Below are 24,167 nucleotides of genomic sequence, written 5' to 3'. Positions count from 1 at the left end.
TCGAGTGAAACGAGGCTGCGATCTTTTGATCTTGGCTTTTGAGGTTAACCGCGAGCCTTGGCGATCAACTCGATGTACTCGGCCGCATTGCGCTGATCCTTGATCACCGCGACGAAGTCATCGCCATGCTCATCCTTGCCATCCAGGTCATACCCGGCCTCGACGAAAAACGTCAGGAAGCGCTCGAAGTCGTCGATGCGCAGGCCGCGATAGGCCTTGATCAGTTTGTGCAGGGACGGCGAAGTGGCGTCGACCGGTTCAAAATCGAGAAACAGTTTGATCTGCTCATCGCCGATCTCGTCACCAATCACTTGCTTCTTATCTTTACGCATTGCCGACTCCAGCTCGCAGACATTTCACGGGGCGGGCAGTTTACCCCCCTCTGGCCGCCCGGCTCAACGCGCGCGAACGCTGCCGGTGTGCAGATCGGCCCAGACATGGCCGTTGGCATAGCTGAGGAACTGGCAATACACCGTGTCATTGCGCAACAAATCGATCACCACCCGGTACTGCGCCAACGGGTAGTAGAGCGTCAGGGTTTTGCTTTTTTCGTCGTAGATCGGTTTTTTCAGGCTTTTGCTTTCGCCATCGAAGTTGACCAGCACTTGGTTGATGGTCGCGCCCTTGTTCAAGGATTTGCCCTTGAGGCGGATCAGCAGCGGCGACGTCACCGGGATCGGTTGCTGTGTGGACTGGCGCTGGCTACCCACCACCACCGAATAATCGGTGACCTGCAACAGTTGCTGTTGCTCCGGTTCGGCGTCACGCAGGGTCAGGTCGTCCGGCGGCAGGAATTGCCCGTGCATCGGCGCCGGAGCGGCGGCCAGGGGCAGGCTGAGGGTCAGCAACAGGGCGGCGCAGCTGCGGATCAAAAGGCTCATGACAGGCTCCGGAGGGCGGGGCCGAGCAATGTAGCATGGGTGTATAAAAATTCTTCTGTGGGCGCAAATCACTGTGGGAGCGAGCTTGCTCGCGATAGCGGTTTTACTGACACATCTATGTTGGATATGCCGACGCTTTCGCGAGCAAGCCCGCTCCCACAGGGAATTTGCAGCGGGGTTTACATGCCTTTAACGGCAAAAATCCCATTGGCATTACGCCAGTAGCCTTTGTAGTCCATGCCGTAACCGAAGATGTAGCGGTCGATGCACGGCAGGCCGACGAAATCCGCTTTCAGGTCCGGACGAGCCTTGCGGTCGTGGTCCTTGTCGATCAGTACGGCGGTGTGCACGGCGCGGGCGCCGGCGTGTTTGCAGTAATCGATGATCGCACCCAGGGTGTGACCTTCATCGAGGATGTCGTCGATGATCAGTACGTCGCGATCAAGGAACGAAACTTCCGGCTTGGCTTTCCAGAACAGGTCGCCGCCGCTGGTTTCGTTGCGATAACGGGTGGCGTGCAGGTAGGACGCTTCCAGCGGGAAGTGCAAATGCGTGAGCAGCTTGCCGGCGAAAATCAGCCCGCCGTTCATCACACAGAACACCACCGGGTTGGTGTCCGCCAGTTGCTCGTTGATGTGTGCACCGACACGGGCGATGGCCGCCTCGACTTCAGCTTCGGTGTACAGGCAGTCAGCCTCTCGCATGATTTGACGGATATGCTCGAGATCAGCGGACATGGCGCTCTCCAGGGGGACGGGATTCGGGAAAAGCGGGCAAAGGTACGCATCCAGCACGGCCGAATCAAGCGTTTGTGGACTAACGTACTGTATGTCTATAGGACAACACCCTCGGATAGATTAATCTAGGCCGGTTTTTTTGCCCGCCGCCGGAGCCTTTCCCCATGCCCATCCAAGAGATCCGCCATCCGCTGATCCGTCATAAACTTGGCCTTATGCGCCGCGCAGACATTAGCACGAAGAATTTCCGTGAGCTCGCTCAGGAAGTCGGTGCCCTGCTGACCTATGAAGCCACCAAAGACCTGCCGCTGGAAACCTACGATATCGAAGGTTGGGCCGGCACCGTGTCGGTCGAGAAAATCGCCGGCAAGAAGATTACCGTGGTGCCGATCCTGCGCGCCGGTATCGGCATGCTCGAAGGCGTGCTGAGCCTGATTCCGGGCGCCAAAGTCAGCGCCGTGGGCGTGGCCCGCAACGAACAAACGCTGCAGGCCCACACCTACCTGGAAAAACTGGTGCCGGAAATCAATGAGCGCCTGGCGATGATCATCGACCCAATGCTCGCCACCGGCAGCTCCATGGTTGCGACCATCGACCTGCTGAAAAAGGCCGGTTGCCGTGACATCCGCGCCATGGTGCTGGTGGCTGCCCCCGAAGGCATCGCCGCTGTAGAGAAAGCGCACCCGGACGTGATGATTTACACCGCGTCCATCGACGAAAAACTCAACGAGCACGGTTACATCATCCCAGGCCTGGGCGATGCCGGTGACAAGATCTTCGGCACCAAGCAGAAGGACGCTTGAGCATGCAGGATGAGTTCAACGATCCGCTCTGGCGCACAGTGCTGTCGGGTGCACAGATGCTGTTCGTGGCGTTCGGCGCCCTGGTGTTGATGCCGCTGATTACCGGCCTCGACCCGAACGTGGCGCTGTTCACCGCAGGTCTGGGGACGATTCTGTTCCAGATCGTCACCGGGCGTCAGGTCCCGGTGTTCCTGGCTTCGAGCTTTGCCTTTATCACCCCGATCATTCTCGCCAAGGGCCAGTTCGGCCTCGCGGCGACCATGGGCGGCGTGATGGCGGCGGGTTTCGTCTACACCTTCCTCGGCCTGGCCGTGAAGATCAAAGGCACCGGGTTCATTGACCGTTTGCTGCCACCGGTGGTGATTGGTCCGGTGATCATCTCCATCGGCCTGGCCATGGCGCCAATTGCCGCCAACATGGCAATGGGCAAGGCTGGCGACGGTTCCGAGCTGATCCATTACCAGACCGCGATGCTGATCTCGATGCCGGCACTGCTGACCACGCTGATCGTCGCCGTGTTCGGCAAAGGGATTTTCCGCCTGGTGCCGATCATCTCCGGTGTATTGGTCGGTTTTGCGATGGCGTTCTATTTCGGCGTGGTCGATACCGCGAAGATTGCCGCCGCACCGTGGTTTGCGATTCCGCACTTTACGGCGCCGGAATTCAACTGGCAGGCGATTCTGTTTATCGTTCCGGTGGCGCTGGCCCCGGCCATCGAGCACATCGGCGGCGTGATCGCGGTCGGTAGCGTGACCGGTCGCGATTACCTGAAGAAGCCTGGCCTGCACCGCACCCTGCTCGGCGATGGCATTGCCACCACGGCAGCCGGTCTGTTCGGCGGTCCACCCAACACCACCTACGCCGAAGTCACGGGCGCGGTGATGCTGACCAAGAACTACAACCCGAAGATCATGACCTGGGCGGCGATCTTTGCCATCAGCCTGGCGTTCGTCGGCAAGTTCGGCGCGCTGCTGCAAAGCATCCCGGTGCCGGTGATGGGCGGGATTTTGTGCCTGTTGTTCGGTTCGATTGCGGCGGTGGGCATGAACACACTGATTCGCCACAAGATCGACCTGGGCGAGGCGCGCAATCTGGTGATTGTCTCGGTGACCCTGGTGTTCGGGATTGGCGGTGTGCTGGTCGGCACCGGCACCGGTCCGGACGACTTCGGCCTCAAAGGCATCGCGCTGTGCGCGGTGGTGGCGATTGCGCTGAACCTGTTGCTGCCGGGCAATGACAGCTGGAAGCACAAGAAGGCGGATGAGCCTTTGTTGTAAAGCTAACGCAAAACCCTGTGGCGAGGGAGCTTGCTCCCGCTTGAGTGCGCAGCACTCACAAAATCTGCATTGACTGCGAGAATTTTGGGGCCGCTTCGCGACCCAGCGGGAGCAAGCTCCCTCGCCACAGTTTGTGTTCCTACAAGGCCAACGGCGCTCGCTCGCACAACGCACTCAACGCCTTCGCCCACTGCGGGTCATCGTTGAGGCACGGCACCAGCACCAACTCCTCCCCTCCCGCTTCGCGGAATTGCTCCAGCCCGCGATCACCGATTTCTTCCAGGGTCTCGATGCAATCGGCGACGAACGCCGGGCACATCACCAGGATCTTCTTCGCGCCACTTTTGCCCAGCTCATCGAGGCGTGCTTCGGTGTAGGGTTCGATCCACTTCGCCCGGCCCAGGCGCGACTGGAACGACACCGACCACTTGCCCTCCTCCAGGCCCATGCGCTTGGCAAACTCGGAAGCCGTGCGCAGGCACTGAGCGCGGTAGCACGTCGCCAATACGGCCGGCGAGGCGTTCTTGCAGCAGTCTTCATTCTTGAAGCAATGCTGGCCGGTCGGATCAAGCTTGGTCAGGTGCCGTTCCGGCAAACCATGGAAGCTCAGCAACAGGTGATCGTAATCCTGCTCCAGATAAGGCTTGGCGCTGGCCACCAAGGCATCGAGGTATTCTGGCTGATCGTAGAACGGTTGGAGAATCGACAGCTGCACATTGAGCTTCTTCTCGCGAATCACGCGCCGGGCTTCTTCGACCACCGTGGTCACGGTGCTGTCGGCGAACTGTGGATAAAGCGGCGCGAGGGTAATGCGCTTGTGGCCCTGGGCGGCCAGCTGCAGCAGTTTCGATTCAATCGACGGCTCGCCATAACGCATCGCCAACTCGACGGGTCCGTGGGTCCAGCGGGCGGTCATGGCCTGTTGCAGGCGCCGACTGAGCACCACCAGCGGCGAGCCCTCCTCCCACCAGATCGAGGCGTAGGCGTGGGCCGACTGTTCCGGACGCTTGATCAGGATCAGCGACACCAGCAGACGGCGCACCGGCCACGGCAGGTCGATCACATACGGGTCCATCAGAAATTGATTGAGGTAGCTGCGCACATCCGCCACCGAAGTGGAGGCCGGTGAGCCCAGGTTGACCAGAAGCAACGCGTGATCGGTCATGCAACGTCCTATTTCAGAGGCGGCTGGACACGTCGTCCAACGCCGCGCGTAAATCAGTGAACTGGAAAGTGAAACCCGCCGCCAGCAAACGCGCCGGTACGGCTTTCTGGCCGCCCAACAACAGCAGCGACATTTCGCCCAGGCCTACCTTCAGCGCCAGGGCCGGCATGGGCATGAACGCCGGGCGGTGCAACACGCTACCCAGCGTCTTGGCAAATTCGCGATTGCGCACCGGTTTGGGCGCGCAGGCATTATATGGACCGCTGGCGTCAATGCGATGCAGAAGAAAATCAATCAGGGCGATTTGATCCTTGATATGAATCCACGGCATCCACTGCCGGCCGTTGCCGATCGGCCCGCCCAGCCCCAGTTTGAACGGCAGCAACAGCCGCGACAAAAAGCCGCCCTCGGCGGACACGACCAACCCGGTGCGCAGCAGAATCACGCGAATGCCCAAGGCTTCGGCACGCTGGGCGGTTTCCTCCCAGGCGATGCACAACTGGCTGGCGAAATCATCGATCACCGGCGGCGACTCTTCGGTCAACTCACGCTCGCCACCGTCGCCGTACCAACCGACCGCCGAACCGGAGATCAGCAATTGCGGTTTTTGCTCACGGGTTTCGAGCCAGGCCAGCAGGGTTTCGGTCAGGCCGATACGGCTGCTCCACAACAACGTCTTGCGCTTGTGGGTCCACCAACTATCACCAATCGGCGCGCCGGCCAGGTTGATAATCGCATCGAGCGGTTCCTGGCCGAGGTCTTCGAGACGGGCAATGCCGCGCACCTGAGCGCCGCAGATTTTCGCGACTTTTGCAGGCGAACGACTCCAGACCGTGAGGCGATGTCCCTGACTCAACCAGTGATGACAGAGTTGACGTCCTATCAAACCAGTACCGCCGGTCAGCAATATGTGCATGACTACTTCCTCGCGTGGCGTTTTACCGTGATCACTAGTCTATTTTTATAAGCAGGGATCTTTGGTATCGGGCAGGGTCTGTGTTTAACAATAGGCCAAGCTGTCAGAACGAGAACGCTAAAAGTTATACCAAAAAACAATATTGTACAGGTTTAATCCACGGCGTAGTCTGTACAGAAAGGTAAACGAGGCCCCTATGACTGTACCTATCGCAATCATCGGCACCGGCATCGCCGGACTCTCCGCCGCCCAGGCCCTGACGGAGGCCGGGCATGTCGTTCAACTTTTCGATAAAAGCCGTGGCAGCGGCGGACGCATGTCGAGCAAGCGCAGTGACGCCGGAGCTCTGGACATGGGTGCGCAGTATTTCACGGCACGTGACCGGCGCTTCGTCACCGAAGTGCAGCGCTGGCAAGCCAATGGCTGGGTCGCCGAATGGACGCCGCAGCTCTACACGTTCCAGGGCGGCCAACTCAACCTGTCGCCGGATGAGCAAACCCGTTGGGTTGGCACGCCGCGTATGAGCGCCATCACCCGCGCGCTGCTCGGGGACCTGGAAGTGCAATTCGCCTGCCGGATCACCGAGGTCTATCGCGGTGAAGAACACTGGCATCTGCAGGACGCCGAAGGTTTCACTCACGGGCCGTTCAGCCACGTGGTCATTGCAACGCCTGCACCTCAGGCGACCGCGCTGCTGGCCTCCGCACCGAAACTCGCAGGTGCCGCCGCCGGGGTCAAAATGGACCCGACCTGGGCCATCGCCCTGGCCTTCGACACCCCGCTCGATACGCCCATGGAAGGTTGCTTCGTACAGGACAGCCCGCTCGACTGGCTGGCCCGCAACCGCAGCAAACCCGGGCGCGACAACACGCTGGACACGTGGGTGTTGCACGCCACCAGCACTTGGAGCCGGCAACATATCGACTTGTCCAAGGAAGCCGTGATCGAGCAACTGCACGGTGCTTTCGCCGAGTTGCTGCACAGCGCGATGCCCGCACCGACCTTCAGCCTCGCCCATCGCTGGCTCTACGCCCGCCCTGCCAGCAGTCATGAATGGGGCGTGTTGGCGGATGCCGACCTGGGCCTGTATGTGTGTGGCGACTGGTGCCTGTCCGGTCGTGTCGAAGGCGCCTGGCTCAGCGGCCAGGAAGCCGCCCGCCGCTTGCATGCACACCTGCAGTGAATCGCCTCAATCCGGGTAAATTGCTGCTGTCGAAATGGACAGCAGCCCAACCGAAAAACCGCGAAAAACATTTTCTAGTGACCGAGCTGTTCCGCGATGAGGACGGCACGGTGCTGGCGGTCGAGTTGCAGGCGGTGTTGACGCAGCGCAGTGAGCGGCTGGATTGGCAGGCATTAAAAAATAGCGACGCCTGGTTATTGGGCTGGAAGTAGATCCCTGTGGGAGCGGGCTTGCTCGCGAATGCGGTGGGTCAGCTACCCATATGTCGACTGACACTCCCTCTTCGCGAGCAAGCCCGCTCCCACATGGGAATCGCGAGCACTTCAAAAACCTATACAAATAATTTGACTTGTACAGCTTCGAATCTATGATGAAGATTATGTTGTACAGATCCAACGATCTGTACAGGTTTAGATTCGAGGTGCTTCGATGCCCGTCACTCCCGCCAAACCGAAAATCGCGATCAGCGCCTGCTTGATGGGTGCAGAGGTGCGCTTCAATGGCGGGCACAAGGAATCGCGGCTGTGCAGTCGCACCCTCACTGATTATTTCGATTTCGTCCCGGTGTGCCCGGAAGTCGCGATCGGCCTCGGCATTCCCCGCGAACCGATTCGTCTGGTGGGCGATGCCGAACATCCCGAAGCCGTCGGCACGGTGAACCGCGACATCAACGTCACCCAACCGCTCGCCGAGTACGGTCAGAAAATGGCCGCGGAACTGGGCGATATCTGCGGCTACATCTTCATGCAGAAATCACCGTCCTGCGGGCTGTTGCGGGTCAAGGTCTACCACGCCAACGGTGCACCGGTGGACGGCGGTGGGCGCGGCATCTACGCCCAGGCGTTCTGCGAACGACACCCGGACCTTCCAGTGGAAGAAGACGGCCGCCTGAATGACCCGGTGCTGCGGGAAAACTTTCTGACCCGTGTGTTCGCCTACAGCGCCTGGCAGCAATTGCTTCAGGAAGGCCTGAGTCGGCGTGGCCTCATCGACTTTCACTCACGCTACAAATACCTGCTGATGGCGCACAACCCGGCGCAATACAAAACCCTGGGCAACCTGCTGGGCAACATGGGCCAGACCGACCCGAAAGAACTCGGCCCGCGTTATTTCAGCGAGCTGATGGAAGCGCTGAAAAAATGCGCCACCCGCCGCACCCACACCAATGTCCTGCAACACATCAGTGGTTACCTCAAGCAGGCCATCACTGCTGAAGACAAACAGGAAATGCAACGCGTGATCGGCCAATACCGACACGGCATCGTGCCGTTGGTGGTGCCGTTGACGCTGCTCAAGCATTACTTCCGCCAACACCCGGATCCGTACATTGCGCAACAGGTTTACCTGCAACCGCATCCGGAAAACCTCAGCCTGCGAAATGCGATCTAAATGAACAACACACCCGACACCAGTGCCCGGGAAGACCTCGGCGCCGACTTCAAGAAAGCCTTGGACGAAGGCTGGCTGCCGATTCGTGAAGTGGCGCGCCAGACCGGAGTCAACGCGATCACCCTGCGTGCCTGGGAACGGCGTTATGGCCTGATCGTGCCTCAACGCACGCCCAAGGGGCATCGGTTGTTTTCGGCTGAACACGTGCAGCGAATCCTGACGATTCTCACCTGGCTCAATCGTGGCGTTGCGGTCAGCCAGGTCAAGCAACTGCTCGACACGCCCCAAGCCTCTACCGAGTCCGTCGAAAACGACTGGCAATTGCTGCGTAACACACTGCTGCAAGCGGTCACTCAACTGGCCGAGCGCACCCTCGATGACACGGTAAACCAGGCCATGGCGTTGTACCCGCCAAGGACCTTGTGCGAACAACTGCTGATGCCGTTGTTGACCGAACTGGAACAACGCTGGCAAGGCCAGTTCGGCGCGCAGATGGAGCGCGTGTTCTTTTATTCCTGGTTGCGCAGCAAATTCGGTGCGCGCATCTACCATAACAACCGGCAATTGCGTTCAGCGCCGCTGCTGTTGATCAACCACTCGGATTTGCCGCTGGAACCTCACCTGTGGCTCACTGCCTGGCTGATCAGCAGCGCCGATTGCCCGGTGGAAGTTTTCGATTGGCCATTGCCAGCCGGGGAACTTGCGCTGGCAGTTGAACACCTGCAAGCCCGCGGCGTACTGCTGTATTCCAGCAAAGCCATGAACCTGGCGCAGTTGCCAAAAACGCTGAATGGCGTCAGTTGCCCCAAGATGATTGTCGGACCAACGGTATGCATCCACCACGCCGAGTTGTCCGTAAGAACCACTGAGATCCCTGATTTGTCCTTGGCCGAAGATGCCTTGTCGGCCCATCAGGACCTCATTCGGCGTGGGCTTATCTAATGTTGAGTACGGGAACCACCATGCAATTGATCTGGCTGCGCAGCGACTTGCGCCTGCATGACAACACCGCCCTCTCGGCAGCTGCTGCTCGCGGCCCGAGCGTGGCGGTGTATCTGTTGAGCCCGGAGCAATGGCTGGAGCATGACGATGCGCCGTGCAAAGTGGATTTCTGGCTGCGCAACCTGGGCGAATTGAGCCTGGCGCTGGGCAAGCTCAACATTCCCTTGCTGATCCGCACAGCGTCTCGCTGGGATGCGGCGCCTAAGGTTCTGCTCGACCTGTGCCGGGAGTTGAAGATCGACGCGGTACACGTCAACGAGGAATACGGCATTCATGAAAGCCGTCGTGACGAAGCCGTGGCCCAAACATTGAAGGCCGAGGGCATCGACTTTTATAGCTACCTCGATCAACTGTTGTTCTCGCCAGGCACCGTGCTGACCAAGACCGGCACCTACTTCCAGGTGTTCAGTCAGTTCCGCAAAGTCTGCTATGACCGGTTGCGCCGCTCACTGCCTGAACTCGTGAGCGCCCCCGGCATCCAGGCGCCGCTGAAAATCAGCAGCGATGAAATCCCGGCCCGAGTCGAAGGTTTCGACACGCCGAAAGACAGCTTGATCGCCCTCTGGCCCGCCGGTGAAGCCGAAGCCCGGCGCCGCCTCGACACGTTTGCCGACGCGCAAATCGATTACTACCAGAGCGAGCGCGACTTCCCTGCCAAGCCTGGCACCAGTCAACTTTCGGCTTATCTTGCGGCCGGGGTGATTTCCCCACGCCAGTGTTTGCACACGGCGCTGCAAAGCAATCAGGGCGAGTTCGAAAGCGGCAAGGTCGGCGCGGTCACCTGGATCAACGAACTGTTGTGGCGCGAATTCTACAAACACATCCTGGTGGGCTACCCACGGGTTTCCCGTCATCGCGCCTTTCGCCCGGAAACCGAAGCGCTGGCCTGGCGCGATGCGCCGGATGAACTCGCCGCGTGGCAAGAAGCCCGCACCGGCCTGCCGATCATCGACGCGGCCATGCGCCAACTGCTGGAAACCGGCTGGATGCACAACCGCCTGCGCATGGTGGTGGCGATGTTCCTGACCAAGAACCTGCTGATCGACTGGCGTGAAGGCGAACGCTTTTTCATGCGTCACCTGATCGACGGCGATCTGGCGGCCAACAACGGCGGCTGGCAGTGGAGTTCGTCCACCGGCACCGACTCGGCGCCCTACTTCCGCATCTTCAACCCGCTGAGCCAGTCGGAAAAATTCGATGCCGAAGGTGTGTTCATCAAGCACTGGCTGCCGGAACTCGCCGGGCTGAATAAAAAAGAAGTGCACAACCCGGCGAACGTGGGCGGCTTGTTCGGCATTGCGGATTACCCCTCGCCGATCGTCAACCTCAGTACCTCGCGCCAGCGCGCCCTGGCCGCGTTCAAGAACCTGCCATCGCGACAAGCGGCCGGAGGCGGCTATGAGTGAGTTCCTGCGCAACTTTGCCCGGCAGTTTGCAGACCTGAACAAGGACAACCTGCAACGCCTCAATCAGCTCTACACCCACGACGTGCATTTCACCGACCCGCTGCACGAGGTAAAGGGTCTGGTGCAGATGCGCGGCTACTTCACCGAGCTCTACGCCAACGTCAGCGATCTGCAGTTCGATTTTCACGGCTTCGACCAGATTGCAGAAGGCGAAGGTTATCTTCGCTGGGTCATGAGTTACCGCCATCCGCGCCTGGCCAACGGCCGGTTGATTCGGGTCGACGGCTGCTCGCACCTGCTATGGCGCGACAAGGTTTATCGCCACCGGGATTATTTCGATGCCGGGGCACTGCTTTATGAACATTTACCCGTATTGGGCCGAGCGATCGCTTGGCTGAAAAGGAGAATGGGATGAGCCTCACACCGCCACGACGGTACTGGCTGACAGGAGCGAGCAGCGGCATTGGCGCCGCGCTGGCCGAAGAAATATTGAAAACCGGCGCGCATCTGGCGGTCAGTGCACGCTCGGTGGTGCCACTCAAGATCCTCTCCCAACGTTATCCGGGGAAAGTGATGGTGGTCGCTGGAGACCTGACCAACAGCCAGGTCGTGCGCGAAATCGGCGAACGGATTACTGAAGACTGGGGCTACCTCGACACGGTGATCCTCAACGCCGGCACCTGCGAATACGTCGACTCCAAGCAGTTCGACGCGTCGATTGTCGAGCACGTGGTGCGCACCAATCTGCTTGCCAGCAGCTATTGCATCGAAGCGGCCCTGCCGTTGCTACGCAAAGGTACCGCGCCGCACTTGGTGGGTGTCGCCAGTTCGGTGACTTACCTGCCGCTGCCCCGGGCCGAAGCCTACGGCGCGTCGAAGGCCGGGCTGCGCTATTTGTTCGAATCGTTGCGCATCGACCTCGCGCCTGAAGGCATTGAAGTCACCGTGGTCAGCCCCGGATTTGTCGACACGCCGCTGACGCAGAAAAACGATTTCCCGATGCCGCTCAGTTGGCCAGCGGACAAAGCCGCGCGGCACATCTTCGCCAAACTGAAGAACCGACCACTGGAAATCGCCTTCCCGGCGCTGTTCATGGCGGCGCTCTGGCCGCTGTCGAAACTGCCCAACCGGTTGAAACTGGCGATTGGCAAACGCATGGTGCGCAGCCAGCCGCCGATCAAGGATCAGCCGTGAACATCGCCATCATCGGCAGCGGTATCTCGGGGCTGACCAGCGCCTATCTGCTTAATCGCAGCCACGAGATCACCCTGTTCGAGGCCGGTGACTGGGTCGGTGGTCACACCCATACGCTGGACGTGACGGTCGATGGCCAGCACTACTCGGTGGACACCGGCTTCATTGTGTTCAACGACTGGACCTACCCGAATTTCATTCGCCTGCTGGGTCAACTCGGCGTGGGATTCAAACCAACGGAGATGAGTTTCTCGGTCACCGACCCGGACTCGGGCCTTGAGTACAATGGCAACAACCTCAACAGCCTGTTCGCCCAGCGGCGTAACCTGCTGTCGCCGGGGTTCTGGGGCATGTTGCGCGACATCCAGCGCTTCAATAAAGCAGCCCTGCGCGATCTTGAGGAACAACGAATCGGCGCCGACACCACCCTCGATCAGTACCTGAAGGCTGGCGGCTACGGCGAGCGCTTTATCCTGCATTACATCGTGCCGATGGGCGCGGCGATCTGGTCGATGTCCATGGCCGAGATGCTCGGTTTCCCGATGCAGTTCTTCCTGCGGTTTTTCAAGAACCACGGCTTGCTGTCCATCAGCAATCGCCCGCAATGGTGTGTGATCGAAGGTGGATCGAGCGCTTACGTCGCGCCACTGACCGCCTCGTTTAAACAGAAGATTCGTCTCAACTGCCCGGTCACCCGCGTCGAACGCGATGCCGATGGCGTAGTTATCCACAGCCCCTTCGGCAGCGAACGTTTCGACAAAGTGGTGTTCGCCTGCCACAGCGATCAGGCCCTGAAACTGCTAGCCAAACCGAGCGATGCCGAACAGTCGATCCTCGGCGCCCTGCCCTACGCCGACAACGAAGTGGTTTTGCACACCGACACCCGGCTGCTGCCGGAGCGAAAACTCGCCTGGGCGAGCTGGAATTTTCGCCTCGGTGGCACCGGGCACACGCGGGCCGCCGTCACCTACGACATGAACATCCTGCAAGGCATCCAGAGCGACACCACGTTCTGCGTCAGCCTCAACCAGAGTGCCGGCATCAGTCCGCAAAAGGTGCTCGCCAAATACACTTACGCCCATCCGCAATACAGCTTGAAAGCAGTGGCGGCGCAGGCGCGCTGGGACGAATTGGACGGCGCGCAGCACACCTATTATTGCGGCGCCTATTGGGCCAACGGCTTTCACGAAGACGGGGTGGTCAGTGCCTTGCGCGTGGCCCGCTCGTTCGGTGAAGTGCTGTGAACAGCGCCCTCTACAGCGGCTGGATCGCCCATCGGCGGTTCGCGCCCAAGCGCCATGAATTCCGTTACCGCATCGGCTTGCTGTACCTCGATCTCGATGAACAGGATGCCGTACTGGGTTTGTCGCCGCTGTCGGGCCGTAGCCGTTTTGCCGCGTTCTCGTTTCGCGAGAGCGACTACCTGAAAACCTTTACCGGCGCGGGCACGCGCTTGATCGATGCGGTGCGGCAACAGGTCGGCCAAGCCATCGGCCACGAGCCCCAGGGCTCGATTTGCCTGCTGACCCAGGCCCGCAGTTGGGGCCTGTCGTTCAACCCCGTGAGTTTTTTCTATTGTCACGAGGCTGACGGGCAACTGGCGGCGATTCTCTGCGAAGTCACCAATACGCCGTGGCGCGAGCGTTATCACTACGTGCTGCCGGCCAGATCGGTCGAGGCGAGCCAGCATCAGCATTTCGCCGTGGCCAAGGCGTTTCATGTCTCGCCGTTTCTGCCACCGGATCTCGAATACCGCATGAGCTTCAGCCCTGCCGCGCAAAAGCTTGGCGTGCACATGGCGGACTGGCAGGGCGAACTGAAACTGTTCGACGCCACGCTCAACCTGCAACGCGAACCGCTGGATCGCCACAGCCTGCACCGCTACTTGCGACGCTTCCCGTGGATGACTGCGAAAACCTGCCTCGCGATCTATTGGCAGGCCGTGCGCCTGCTGTTCAAGCGTGTACCGATCTTTGCTCACCGGGCTGCCGATGGCAGCTTTCAAACCGCCATCGTTGCCCCACAGGATCGCCGCCATGAAATCCCCTAGCGTTTCGGCCAAAGCCAATCTGCTCAGTACCAACGGCTTGTCCGGCTCGCTGCTGCGCCGGGGTGTTCTGCGCCAACTGGCGCACCTCAAGCACGGGCAACTGGTGGTGATCGAAGACGGCGAACGCCACGTCTTCGGCACCGTCGGCGGCCATTTGCTGGGGGAGATCCATGTCCTGGATGCGGCGGTCTGGGGATTGGTGGCGAGCAACGGCTCGATCGGCGCCGGCGAAGCGTTCATCCACGGCTATTGGACCTCGCCGGACCTGACCGCCGTAGTCCGCGTGTTCGTCAGCAACCTTGAGGTGCTGGATGCGCTGGAGGGTGGCTTGGCCAAACTTGGCCGGCCGCTCGTGCAAGGGCTGCACTGGCTCAATCGCAATACGCGCAAGGGCTCGCAGAAAAACATCGCCGCGCATTACGACCTCGGCAACGATCTGTTCGAACAGTTTCTCGACCCGACGATGATGTATTCGGCGGCGCAGTTCCTCAGCCCCGAGGACACCCTGGAACAGGCTCAACTGAACAAACTGGAACGGATCTGCCAGAAGCTCGACCTGAAGCCCAGCGATCATCTGTTGGAAATCGGCACCGGTTGGGGCAGCATGGCGATCTATGCGGCCCAGAATTACGGGTGCAAAGTCACCACCACCACGCTGTCCAAAGAGCAGTACGCCTTCACCGCCCAGCGCATCGAAGCCCTGGGTCTGCAAGACCAGGTCACCCTGCTGCTGTCGGATTACCGCGACCTCACCGGGCAATACGACAAACTGGTATCGATCGAGATGATCGAAGCGGTCGGCCATCGCTTTCTGCCGACCTACTTCAAGCAATGCGCGCACCTGCTCAAGAGCAACGGCTTGATGCTGTTGCAGGCGATCACCATCCGCGAGCAGCGCTACGAGCAAGCCAAGACCAGTGTCGATTTCATCCAGCGTTACATCTTCCCTGGCGGCGCCCTGCCCTGCGTGCAAAAGATGCTGGAGATTGTCAGCCGCGACACCGACATGAACCTGCTGCACATGGAAGATTTCGGCCTGCACTACGCCCGCACGCTGCGCCTGTGGCATGAGAATTTTCGCCGTGCCCACGGTCGCCTGAGCGAATTGGGCTACGACGAGTACTTCCTGCGGTTGTGGGAGTTTTACCTGTGCTACTGCGAAGGCGGCTTCCTGGAGCGCACCATCGGCACCGCGCAATTGCTGCTGGCCAAACCGGCGGCGATGCCGGCGCCCCTGCTCGGCCGTTTCGATGCTTGAACGCCTGGCCAACGCTGCACTGTTTCAACTCGGCTGGTTCGCCTGTGTCGTGGGCGGCAACAGCTTGTGGTTATTGGTGGCATTGGCGGCGCTGGTGATTCATCTGCTGTGGATAAGTCGTTGGGGCGATGAAGGCCGACTGATCCTCAGCGTGGTGTTGCTGGGCACTACCGTCGACAGTTCATTGCGCTGGCTTGGGGTGTTTGACTTTGCCGACGTCGCGCCATTGATTCCGCTGTGGCTGATGTTGCTTTGGGCATTGCTCGCGACCACGTTGCGTCACTGCCTGATCTGGAGCGCCAAGCCCTGGTGGCTGGCCAGCCTGTTGGGCGCCATCGGTGGGCCGCTGTCGTATTACGCGGGCAGCCAACTGGCGGGGGTGCAATTTCCCTACGGCCAACTGCCGACGCTGATCGGTATAGGACTACTCTGGGCGCTGCTGTTTCCTACGCTGCACTTTATGGCGCAGCGGCTGGCATCGGATAACCGCGACTGAGCGTCCGTCAGGCCTTTCACACAGCAACGGCCTACTGCCTTACACTGCGCCCCATGAAAACCATCCCCCACACGCAAATCGCCGAGCCGGCGGTCACTTGCTCGACTTGCTCAGCCTGTTGCTGTCAGCTCGAAGTCATGCTGATCACCGAAACCGGCGTGCCCGAGCGCTTTATCGATACCGATGACTGGGGCGGGGAAGTGATGTTGCGGCTGGATGACGGCTGGTGTGCGGCGCTGGATCGCAACACGATGATGTGCACCATCTACGAAAAACGCCCGCTGATCTGCCGGGAGTTCGAGACCGGTTCGCCGGAATGCCTGGAAGAACGGCAGGGGATTGTTTCGGTGTATCGTTAATACCGAAACCGATGAAGATCCCATGTGGGAGCGGGCTTGCTCGCGAAGGCGGTTCAGCATTCAACATCTAAGTTGACTGTCAGTCCGCTTTCGCGAGCAAGCCCGCTCCCACAGGGTTTGCTACCAATCTGAGAATGCTTACAGCGGCATCGTGTAGTGCAGCGAGTAGCTTTCTACACCATCGTTGTTACTGCTGATCCCGGCATTGGAATAGTGCGTCGCACGAATCCCGACTTCATGCCCACCAGCAAAGCGCAGCCCGAACCCGAAGCGGTCTTCGAACTGAAAAGCCTGGCCGATGTTGTTGTCTTCCAGTTGGGTATTGGAGAACAACGCAACACCGATCCCGGCTTCAACATACGGTTTGACGTTTTGCCCGGCAAACTCGTAAACAAACACCGGAGAGAACGACAGGCTACTAGTGCCGGAAGTCTTGTCGCCTTCCCAATAGGTGTAGGCGCCACTCCAGTAACCGGTCAAACGACCGACGTCGCTTTGCAGCCAGCTCTTGTCCCAATCGAATTGCATGCCTAACCGGTAGGTCATGGTTGAGTCACTGGTGGCCCCTACCCCGAACTCTACGCCGGCCGCCTGTGCAGTAAGACTTTGCCCCATTAGTGCGGCCGCAATCGCGGCCAAACAGAATAGTCGCTTCATTAGAAACATCCTTTTCCGGAACGATTTCATGTGGATTTTTTTTTGTAGCTTAAAGACAAAGCTATAGAAGTCGGCGCTTAATCAGAAGTTCAGCCTTTTTAAGCGCATTTCACATTTTTTTTACATCTCGCCTCTACCTGTCGAAGCTTTGCACAACGCCTGTGTTATTCCAGAGTATGGGCAAGATATTTCGAAAATGTTCCGGATCTGCACTGGTCCAGAATTGCGCGGCACGCACCGGCCCCTCGGCGAGTAACTGACGCTCGGCCAACAGACGTTGCAGTTGCCGCGCCACGGCGGCGCCGGTGTCGATCAGGCTGATGTCCTCTGGGATCATCTGCCTAAGCAACGGCTTTAGAAAGGGGTAATGCGTGCAGCCGAGAATTATCGTGTCGCAGCCTGCGGCCAGCAGCGGCTCGACATAACCGCGAAGCAACTGACGCAGGTTCTGACTGTGCAGGTCGCCGCTTTCAATCAGCTCCACCAACCCCGGGCAAGGCTGGGTGATCACCCGCACATCCGTGGCGAAGCGGTCGAGCAGCGCGGCGAACTTGGCGCTCTGCAAGGTGCCGGTGGTGGCGAGGACACCGACCACGCCACTGCGCGTGGCAGCCGCGGCCGGCTTGACCGCCGGTTCCATGCCGACAATGGGCCATTCGGGATAATCGCGGCGCAGATTGGCCACGCCAGCCACGGTGGCCGTGTTGCAGGCCAGCACCAATGCCTTGGCGCCTTGCCGCTGAAAAAATTCGGCGATAGCACTGCAGCGTTGCTGGATGAATTCAGGGGTTTTCTCACCGTAGGGAATATTCCCGCAATCGGCGACGTACAGCAGGGACTCGTTGGGCAGCAAACGCTGGATCTCGGCCAGCACCGATAGCCCACCGACGCCGGAGTCGAACACGCCAATCGGCGCCTCACGCATGGGCAGTACCACAGACGCTGCAACCCGGATCACGCTTGACCCGCAACTCACGGAAGCGCGTGCCCAAGGCATCGATCAACAGCAAACGACCCACCAGCGGTTCGCCAAAACCGGCCAGCAACTTCAGCGCTTCAAGCGCTTGCAGGCTGCCCACCAGACCCACCAACGGACCGATCACCCCAGCTTCGCTGCACGTCAGTTCGGCTTCGCTGCCGTGCCCATATAAACAGTGGTAGCACGGACTCTCCGGACGACGCGGGTCGAACACCGACAACTGCCCTTCCAGGCGAATCGCCGCGCCGCTGACCAGAGGTTTGAGCGCTGCCACACACGCGGCGTTGACTGCCTCGCGGGTGGAGAAATTGTCGGAACAGTCGAGCACCAGATCCACCGCCGCGACCGCCGCCGCCAGGGAATCTTCATCCAGCGCAGCGCGATGGGCGACCAGTTGGATTTCGGGGTTGATCGCACTCAAGCGGCGGATCGCCGAATCGACTTTGCTGATGCCGACGCTGTCGGTGTCGTGAATGATCTGGCGTTGCAGGTTGGTCAGGTCGACCGTGTCGAAGTCGGCCAGATGCAACTCACCGACCCCGGCTGCCGCCAGGTACAGCGCCACCGGAGAACCCAGACCGCCGAGGCCGATGATCAGCACGCGGCTTTCTTTCAGCCGCAATTGACCGCCGATGTCGACGTGTTGCAACAGAATCTGTCGGCTGTAGCGCAACAATTCCTGATCATTCAGCACGGCAGGCGCCCCAGGCTGATGCGTTCGTGGCCGCCCAGATCGGTACGGCTGTGGACTTCTTCAAAACCACGGGTCAGCAGCAGATCGCGTACCGCGTCGGCTTGATCATAGCCGTGTTCGAGCATCAACCAGCCACCGGCCTCGAGGTAATCCGGGGCTTGGGCGACGATCAAGCGCAGATCGTCGAGCCCGTCGACACCGGCGACCAAGGCACTCGCCGGCTCGAAACGCACGTCGCCTTCCACCAGGTGTGGATCGGCGGAGGCAATGTAGGGCGGGTTGCTGATGATCAGTTGAAAACGCTGACCTTCCAGGGCGCTGAACCAATGGCTGCTCAACACCGTGGCGTTTTTCAGGTGCAGGCGCTGGCGATTGCGTTCGGCCAATGCCACGGCTTCGATCACGCGATCGACGGCGGTGACTGTCCAGGCCGGGCGCTCGCTGGCCAGGGCCAGGGCAATCGCGCCGCTACCGGTACCGAGGTCGAGGACCGTGGCCGGCGTCGCGGGCAACAATTCCAGCGCGGTTTCCACCAGCAATTCAGTGTCCGGGCGCGGGATCAGCGTGTGCGGTGCGACTTCCAGATCGAGCTTCCAGAAACCTTGCTGGCCGAGAATGTAGGCCACCGGCTCGCCGCCGCGACGACGCTGCAAGTAACTGGCGAAGGTCAGCGCCGCTTCGCTCGGCACGATGCGCTCGGGCCAGGTGTGCAAGAAGCTGCGGGATTTGCCCAACGCAGCAGCCAGCAACAGCTCGGCATCCAGGCGCGCCGTCGGCGAGTCGGGGAGATCGGCAGCGCGTAATAAACTGGCAATGATCGTCATTTACTCACCTATCGCCGCCAATTGGTCGGCCTGGAACTCGGCCAACAACGGCTCGATCACCGCTTCGACGCCACCGGCGAGGATTTCGTCGAGGGAATACAGCGTCAGGTTGACCCGGTGGTCGGTGACCCGGCCCTGGGCAAAGTTGTAGGTGCGGATGCGCTCGGAGCGGTCACCCGAACCCACCAGCAGTTTACGCTCGCTGGCGATGGCATTCGCGGCGGCGCTGGTCTGCTGGTCGTTGAGCTTGGCCGACAGCCAGGACATCGCCCGGGCGCGGTTCTTGTGCTGGGAACGTTCTTCCTGGCACTCGACGACAATACCCGACGGCAAGTGCGTGATGCGGATCGCCGAGTCGGTCTTGTTGACGTGCTGGCCGCCGGCGCCCGAGGACTTGTAGGTGTCGATGCGCAAGTCGGACGGGTTGATCTCGATCGCTTCCTGCTCGTCCGGCTCGGGCAACACGGCCACGGTGCACGCCGAGGTGTGGATGCGGCCCTGGGATTCAGTCGCCGGCACACGCTGCACGCGATGTGCGCCGGATTCGAATTTCAGTTTGCCGTAGACATTCTCGCCTTCGACCCGGGCAATGACTTCTTTATAGCCGCCGTGCTCGCCGATGTTCTCCGAGAGAATCTCCACCCGCCAGCCACGCCGCTCGGCGTATCGCGAATACATGCGGAACAGGTCGCCGGAGAAAATCGCCGCCTCGTCACCGCCGGTGCCGGCACGGATTTCGAGGAACACGTTGCGCCCGTCGTTCGGGTCCTTGGGCAGCAGCATGCGTTGCAGCCGGGCTTCGATTTCGATCAGTTGCTCTTTGGCTTCGCGCACTTCTTCCACGGCCATTTCGCGCATGTCCGGGTCGCTGTCCTTGAGCAGTGCCTGGGCGCCTTCGAGGTCGCCTTGCACTTTGAGCAGCTGTTTATAGGTGTCGACAATCGGCTCGACTTCCGCGTATTCCTTGGAATAAGCGCGGAATTTGGCCTGATCGGAAATGACCTCGCCATCGCCAAGCAGAGCGGTCAATTCCTCGAAACGGTCCTGGAGGATGTCCAGCTTATTGAGCAGTGACGCTTTCATTGCGGTTTTTTATCCGAGCTATCCGACGAGCCCTCATGGAGGGCAAACAGTTCCTGGGCCATGGCCAGCGCATCGAGGCGGCCTTCGGCAGTCAACTTTTTCAACTGTACGCTAGGGGCGTGCAACAGTTTGTTGGTCAAGCCACGGGCCAGTTGCACCAGCACGTCTTCGGCGCTGCTGCCGTTGGCCAGCATGCGCTGGGCCTTTTGCAATTCTTCGTCACGCATGCGCTCGCTTTGCTGACGGTAGGCCTTGAGCACATCCACCGCCGCCAGTTCGCGCAGGCGCACCATGAAGTCGTCGGCGCCGATCGACACCATCTCTTCCGCAGCCTGGGCAGCGCCTTGGCGGCTCTTGAGGTTTTCGGCGACCACTTCGTGAAGATCATCGACGCTGTACAGGTAAACGTCGTCGAGTTCGCCGACTTCAGGCTCGATATCCCGTGGGACGGCGATATCCACCATGAAGATCGGCTTGTGCTTGCGCAGCTTCAAGGCACTTTCCACCGCGCCTTTGCCAAGGATCGGCAACTGGCTGGCGGTGGAGCTGATCACGATATCGCTACGCACCAGTTCTGCCGGAATGTCCGACAGCAGCACGGCGTGAGCACCGAACTGTTCGGCCAGGATGCTCGCGCGTTCGAGGGTGCGGTTGGCGACGACGATGCGCTTCACACCCAGCTCATGCAGATGACGGGCGACCAGCGTAATGGTCTCGCCGGCGCCGATCAGCAAAGCCTGGCTGCGTTGCAAGTCGCTGAAAATCTGTTTGGCCAGGCTGACTGCGGCAAACGCCACGGATACCGGGTTTTCACCGATGGCGGTGTCGGTGCGCACCTGTTTGGCCGCATTGAACGTCGCCTGGAACAGCCTGCCCAGCAGCGGACCGATGGTGCCGGCCTCTCGCGCCACGGCGTAGGCCGATTTCATCTGGCCGAGAATCTGCGGTTCGCCCAACACCAGCGAATCGAGCCCGGAGGCGACCCGCATCATGTGACGAACTGCCGCATCATCTTCGTGCACATAACTGCTCGCACGCAGCTCATCGAGGCTCAAATGATGATAATCGGCCAGCCAGCGCAGGATGATGTCCGCCGAAAGGTGATCCTGCTCTATATAAAGCTCACTGCGATTGCAGGTGGAAAGGATCGCAGCTTCGCGGCTGTCGGTCAGTCGGCAGAGCTGCTGCAACGCCTCCACCAGCTGCTCAGGGGTAAAGGCCACGCGCTCGCGGACGTCTACTGAAGCAGTCTTGTGGTTAATACCGAGTGCAAGGAAGGCCATTCAAGGTCGCTGATGGTGACGTGAAGCCGGCAATTGTCCTACTTCGACACAGACAGAACAACTACCGCTGACTATTGTCCCAATCACTTGCCTCTATAAAGGCATCAATTGAGACTCGGTTATGTTTGGCCGAAGGCTTGTGTCATGATGATCCGACCGCAGGTTAGTCGTCCTTCTCCTATATGAATAGATCTTCCGCGTTGCTCCTCGCTTTTGTCTTCCTCAGCGGCTGCCAGGCCATGGCCCCCGTTTCGCCGGACGGTACGTCTCCGGTCGAAGACAGCACTCCAGCCCCTGAAAAGCCCAAGGTCTACAGCTCATTCAGCGAAGAAACCGTCTTCAGTCTGTTGAGCGCCGAACTGGCTGGCCAACGCAATCGTTTCGACATTGCGCTGGACAACTACGTGACCCAGGCGATTAACACCCAGGATCCGGGCGTCTCCGAGCGGGCATTCCGCATCGCCGAGTACCTGGGCGCCGATCAGGCTGCCCTGGATACCGCGCTGATCTGGGCGAAAAACGCTCCGGACGACCTCGAAGCGCAGCGGGCAGCCGCCGTGCAACTGGCGCGTGCCGGGCGTTATGACGACTCCATGGTCTATATGGAGAAAGTCCTGCTGGGCAAGGGCGACACACATTTCGACTTTCTCGCCCTGTCTGCGGCTGATACCGACCAGGACACCCGCAACGGCCTGATGAAAAGTTTTGACCGTTTGTTGCAGCGTCACCCCAACAACAGCCAGCTGATTTTCGGCAAGGCCTTGTTGATGCAACAGGACGGCGACGCCAAAGGCGCATTGACCCTGCTGGAAGACAATCCGCCGGATGAAGGCGAAATCGCCCCGATCCTGTTGCGGGCGCGCCTGCTGCAAACCCTCAATCGTGGCGGTGAAGCCCTGCCGTTGCTGCAAAAAAGCATCAAGAAATACCCGGACGACAAACGCCTGCGCCTGACTTACGCACGCATGCTGGTCGAGCAGGACCGCATGGACGACGCCAAAGTCGAGTTCTCCAGCCTGGTCCAGCAGTATCCGGAAGATGACGAATTGCGTTATTCCCTGGCGCTGGTATGCCTGGAAGCCAAGGCGTGGGACGAGGCCAAGGGTTACCTGGAAGACCTGATTGCCCGGGAAAGCCACGTGGATTCGGCGCACCTGAACCTCGGCCGTATCGCTGAAGAGCGCAACGACCCGCAAGGTGCATTGATCGAGTACGCCCAGGTCGGTCCCGGCAACGATTACCTGCCAGCGCAATTGCGCCAGGCCGATATCCTGATGAACAACGGCAAGACCGCCGAGGCCCAAAGCAAATTGGCGGCCGAGCGCGATACGCAACCGGATTACGCAATCCAGTTGTACCTGATCGAAGCCGAAACCCTGTCCGCCAACAAACAGGGCGACAAAGCCTGGGGCGTGTTGCACAAAGCCTTGCAGCAATATCCAGACGATCTGAACCTGCTCTACACCCGCGCCATGCTTGCGGAAAAACGCAATGACCTGGCACAGATGGAAAAAGACCTGCGCCTGATCATCAAGCGCGACCCGGACAATGCGATGGCGTTGAATGCCCTCGGCTACACCCTGTCCGACCGCACGACCCGCTACGAAGAAGCCAAGGCCCTGATCGAACACGCGCACAAGCTCAATCCGGAAGACCCGGCGGTACTCGATAGCCTCGGCTGGGTGAATTTCCGCCTGGGCAATCTCGATGAAGCCGAGCGTTACCTGCGTCAGGCGCTGGAGCGCTTCCCCGACCAGGAAGTCGCCGCTCACCTGGGCGAAGTCCTGTGGGCCAACGGCAAACAGCGCGAAGCCAAGCAAATCTGGGGCAAGTTCCTCAAGGATCAACCCGACAGCCCTACCCTGCGCGGCACCATCAAGCGCCTGACCGGATCAGAGACTCTTTAAGATTATGTTTTTGCGCCACGTTATCGTTTTCAGCTTTATTGCCCTGCTCGCCGGTTGCGCGGGCTTCGGCGCCCGCGAATCGGTCCAGGGTCAGGGCAACCCGGCCCAATGGAACACGTATAAACAGCAGATGACCAGCCTCGACGGCTGGCAGATCAACGGCAAGATCGGCATCCGCGCACCCAAGGATTCGGGCAGCGGCACGTTGTTCTGGCTGCAGCGACAGGACTACTACGACATCCGCCTCTCCGGCCCGTTGGGTCGCGGCGCCGCTCGCCTGACCGGACGTCCAGGCAAAGTGTCGCTGGAAGTGGCCAACCAGGGTCGCTTCGAGGCGTCGACGCCGGAAGCCCTGCTCGAAGAACAGCTGGGCTGGAAATTGCCGGTGTCTAACCTGGCCTGGTGGGTTCGCGGCCTCCCCGCTCCCGACAGCAAGAGTCGCCTGACCCTGGACGCCGACAGCCGCTTGGCCAACCTCGAACAGGATGGCTGGCAGGTCGAATACCTGAGCTACTCCGAACAAAACGGCTATTGGCTGCCCGAGCGAATCAAACTGCACGGCACCGACCTTGATGTCACGCTGGTGATCAAGGAATGGCAACCACGCAAACTGGGGCAGTGAAC

Annotated in this window: 27 protein-coding genes; 16 read left to right on the top strand and 11 right to left on the bottom strand. The window is 60.2% G+C overall.

The window, feature by feature from the left end; genetic code table 11:
• Positions 1–44 precede the first annotated feature (44 nt).
• From NK667_RS00360 to NK667_RS00350, 3 genes are all read right to left on the bottom strand, one after another.
• Positions 45–332 carry a PA4642 family protein gene (locus NK667_RS00360; protein WP_054045641.1) on the bottom strand — a complete coding sequence of 96 codons (288 nt, stop codon included), beginning with the start codon at positions 330–332 and terminating at the stop codon, positions 45–47.
• A gap of 63 nt (positions 333–395) precedes the next feature.
• Positions 396–881: a hypothetical protein gene (locus NK667_RS00355; protein ID WP_054613541.1), complete on the bottom strand. Its 486-nt coding sequence runs from the start codon at positions 879–881 to the stop codon at positions 396–398.
• Positions 882–1,060: 179 nt separating this feature from the next.
• Positions 1,061–1,618 (bottom strand): hypoxanthine-guanine phosphoribosyltransferase, encoded by a 558-nt coding sequence (locus NK667_RS00350; protein ID WP_054045644.1) that lies wholly within the window; start codon positions 1,616–1,618, stop codon positions 1,061–1,063.
• A gap of 164 nt (positions 1,619–1,782) precedes the next feature.
• Between NK667_RS00350 and upp the strand changes: the two genes are divergently transcribed.
• Together upp and NK667_RS00340 are read left to right on the top strand one after the other, a co-directional pair.
• Complete coding sequence (gene upp / locus NK667_RS00345) at positions 1,783–2,421, top strand: uracil phosphoribosyltransferase (RefSeq protein ID WP_054045646.1); 639 nt, start codon at positions 1,783–1,785, stop codon at positions 2,419–2,421.
• A 2-nt stretch (positions 2,422–2,423) separates the two neighbouring features.
• Entirely contained in the window at positions 2,424–3,698 is a 1,275-nt protein-coding gene (locus NK667_RS00340; protein ID WP_054613540.1) for a uracil-xanthine permease family protein, read from the top strand.
• A 139-nt stretch (positions 3,699–3,837) separates the two neighbouring features.
• Here the strand turns inward: NK667_RS00340 and hemH are convergent, their stop codons facing one another.
• Entirely contained in the window at positions 3,838–4,863 is a 1,026-nt protein-coding gene (gene hemH, locus NK667_RS00335) for a ferrochelatase (protein WP_054613539.1), read from the bottom strand.
• A 13-nt stretch (positions 4,864–4,876) separates the two neighbouring features.
• Positions 4,877–5,779 carry a TIGR01777 family oxidoreductase gene (locus NK667_RS00330; RefSeq protein WP_054613538.1) on the bottom strand — a complete coding sequence of 301 codons (903 nt, stop codon included), beginning with the start codon at positions 5,777–5,779 and terminating at the stop codon, positions 4,877–4,879.
• Between the two features lie 196 nt (positions 5,780–5,975).
• Between NK667_RS00330 and NK667_RS00325 the strand changes: the two genes are divergently transcribed.
• The 12 genes from NK667_RS00325 (at position 5,976) to NK667_RS00270 (ending at position 16,116) form a co-directional block, all read left to right on the top strand.
• A complete protein-coding gene (locus NK667_RS00325) occupies positions 5,976–6,962 on the top strand; it encodes an NAD(P)/FAD-dependent oxidoreductase (RefSeq protein WP_054613537.1) in 987 nt (328 codons plus the stop codon).
• Complete coding sequence (locus NK667_RS00320; RefSeq protein ID WP_054613536.1) at positions 6,959–7,174, top strand: TIGR02450 family Trp-rich protein; 216 nt, start codon at positions 6,959–6,961, stop codon at positions 7,172–7,174. Before NK667_RS00325 ends, NK667_RS00320 begins: the two co-directional genes overlap by 4 nt.
• Before the next feature lie 217 nt (positions 7,175–7,391).
• Positions 7,392–8,351 carry a YbgA family protein gene (locus NK667_RS00315; RefSeq protein ID WP_054613535.1) on the top strand — a complete coding sequence of 320 codons (960 nt, stop codon included), beginning with the start codon at positions 7,392–7,394 and terminating at the stop codon, positions 8,349–8,351.
• Positions 8,352–9,293 carry a MerR family transcriptional regulator gene (locus NK667_RS00310; RefSeq protein WP_054613534.1) on the top strand — a complete coding sequence of 314 codons (942 nt, stop codon included), beginning with the start codon at positions 8,352–8,354 and terminating at the stop codon, positions 9,291–9,293.
• A 20-nt stretch (positions 9,294–9,313) separates the two neighbouring features.
• Positions 9,314–10,759 carry a deoxyribodipyrimidine photo-lyase gene (gene phrB / locus NK667_RS00305; protein WP_083471264.1) on the top strand — a complete coding sequence of 482 codons (1,446 nt, stop codon included), beginning with the start codon at positions 9,314–9,316 and terminating at the stop codon, positions 10,757–10,759.
• Entirely contained in the window at positions 10,752–11,174 is a 423-nt protein-coding gene (locus NK667_RS00300) for a nuclear transport factor 2 family protein (RefSeq protein WP_054613532.1), read from the top strand. Before phrB ends, NK667_RS00300 begins: the two co-directional genes overlap by 8 nt.
• Complete coding sequence (locus NK667_RS00295) at positions 11,171–11,953, top strand: SDR family NAD(P)-dependent oxidoreductase (RefSeq protein ID WP_054613531.1); 783 nt, start codon at positions 11,171–11,173, stop codon at positions 11,951–11,953. Before NK667_RS00300 ends, NK667_RS00295 begins: the two co-directional genes overlap by 4 nt.
• Positions 11,950–13,197 (top strand): NAD(P)/FAD-dependent oxidoreductase, encoded by a 1,248-nt coding sequence (locus NK667_RS00290; protein ID WP_054613530.1) that lies wholly within the window; start codon positions 11,950–11,952, stop codon positions 13,195–13,197. Before NK667_RS00295 ends, NK667_RS00290 begins: the two co-directional genes overlap by 4 nt.
• A complete protein-coding gene (locus tag NK667_RS00285) occupies positions 13,194–14,003 on the top strand; it encodes a DUF1365 domain-containing protein (RefSeq protein WP_054613529.1) in 810 nt (269 codons plus the stop codon). The genes NK667_RS00290 and NK667_RS00285 overlap by 4 nt, the downstream gene beginning before the upstream one ends.
• Complete coding sequence (locus NK667_RS00280; RefSeq protein WP_054613528.1) at positions 13,990–15,261, top strand: SAM-dependent methyltransferase; 1,272 nt, start codon at positions 13,990–13,992, stop codon at positions 15,259–15,261. The genes NK667_RS00285 and NK667_RS00280 overlap by 14 nt, the downstream gene beginning before the upstream one ends.
• Positions 15,254–15,757: a DUF2878 domain-containing protein gene (locus tag NK667_RS00275; protein WP_054613527.1), complete on the top strand. Its 504-nt coding sequence runs from the start codon at positions 15,254–15,256 to the stop codon at positions 15,755–15,757. The genes NK667_RS00280 and NK667_RS00275 overlap by 8 nt, the downstream gene beginning before the upstream one ends.
• A 53-nt stretch (positions 15,758–15,810) precedes the next feature.
• The gene (locus NK667_RS00270; RefSeq protein WP_054045677.1) at positions 15,811–16,116 is read left to right on the top strand and encodes a YkgJ family cysteine cluster protein; all 306 of its coding nucleotides are present in this window, start codon (positions 15,811–15,813) and stop codon (positions 16,114–16,116) included.
• 138 nt (positions 16,117–16,254) lie between these two features.
• On the opposite strand, the gene NK667_RS00265 is transcribed toward NK667_RS00270, so the two are convergent.
• From NK667_RS00265 to hemA, 6 genes are all read right to left on the bottom strand, one after another.
• Positions 16,255–16,773: an acyloxyacyl hydrolase gene (locus NK667_RS00265; RefSeq protein WP_054613526.1), complete on the bottom strand. Its 519-nt coding sequence runs from the start codon at positions 16,771–16,773 to the stop codon at positions 16,255–16,257.
• A 133-nt stretch (positions 16,774–16,906) separates the two neighbouring features.
• The gene (gene murI, locus NK667_RS00260) at positions 16,907–17,698 is read right to left on the bottom strand and encodes a glutamate racemase (protein ID WP_054613525.1); all 792 of its coding nucleotides are present in this window, start codon (positions 17,696–17,698) and stop codon (positions 16,907–16,909) included.
• Positions 17,691–18,446 (bottom strand): molybdopterin-synthase adenylyltransferase MoeB, encoded by a 756-nt coding sequence (locus NK667_RS00255; protein ID WP_054613524.1) that lies wholly within the window; start codon positions 18,444–18,446, stop codon positions 17,691–17,693. Before NK667_RS00255 ends, murI begins: the two co-directional genes overlap by 8 nt.
• On the bottom strand, positions 18,440–19,270 hold the full coding sequence (gene prmC / locus NK667_RS00250) for a peptide chain release factor N(5)-glutamine methyltransferase (protein ID WP_054045686.1): 831 nt from the start codon (positions 19,268–19,270) through the stop codon (positions 18,440–18,442). The genes NK667_RS00255 and prmC overlap by 7 nt, the downstream gene beginning before the upstream one ends.
• Positions 19,271–20,353: a peptide chain release factor 1 gene (gene prfA, locus NK667_RS00245; RefSeq protein ID WP_054045688.1), complete on the bottom strand. Its 1,083-nt coding sequence runs from the start codon at positions 20,351–20,353 to the stop codon at positions 19,271–19,273.
• Positions 20,350–21,636: a glutamyl-tRNA reductase gene (hemA, locus tag NK667_RS00240; protein WP_054045691.1), complete on the bottom strand. Its 1,287-nt coding sequence runs from the start codon at positions 21,634–21,636 to the stop codon at positions 20,350–20,352. Before hemA ends, prfA begins: the two co-directional genes overlap by 4 nt.
• Before the next feature lie 182 nt (positions 21,637–21,818).
• On the opposite strand from hemA, the gene NK667_RS00235 reads away from it, so the two are divergent.
• Both NK667_RS00235 and lolB read left to right on the top strand, forming a co-directional pair.
• Positions 21,819–23,543 (top strand): tetratricopeptide repeat protein, encoded by a 1,725-nt coding sequence (locus tag NK667_RS00235; protein WP_054045693.1) that lies wholly within the window; start codon positions 21,819–21,821, stop codon positions 23,541–23,543.
• A 4-nt stretch (positions 23,544–23,547) separates the two neighbouring features.
• Positions 23,548–24,165 (top strand): lipoprotein insertase outer membrane protein LolB, encoded by a 618-nt coding sequence (gene lolB, locus NK667_RS00230; protein WP_054613523.1) that lies wholly within the window; start codon positions 23,548–23,550, stop codon positions 24,163–24,165.
• Positions 24,166–24,167 lie beyond the last annotated feature (2 nt).

The sequence above is a fragment of the Pseudomonas nunensis genome, from assembly GCF_024296925.1.
In the GTDB taxonomy this organism is placed as follows: domain Bacteria; phylum Pseudomonadota; class Gammaproteobacteria; order Pseudomonadales; family Pseudomonadaceae; genus Aquipseudomonas; species Aquipseudomonas nunensis.
This window is presented reverse-complemented; position numbering and strand designations above follow the sequence as displayed.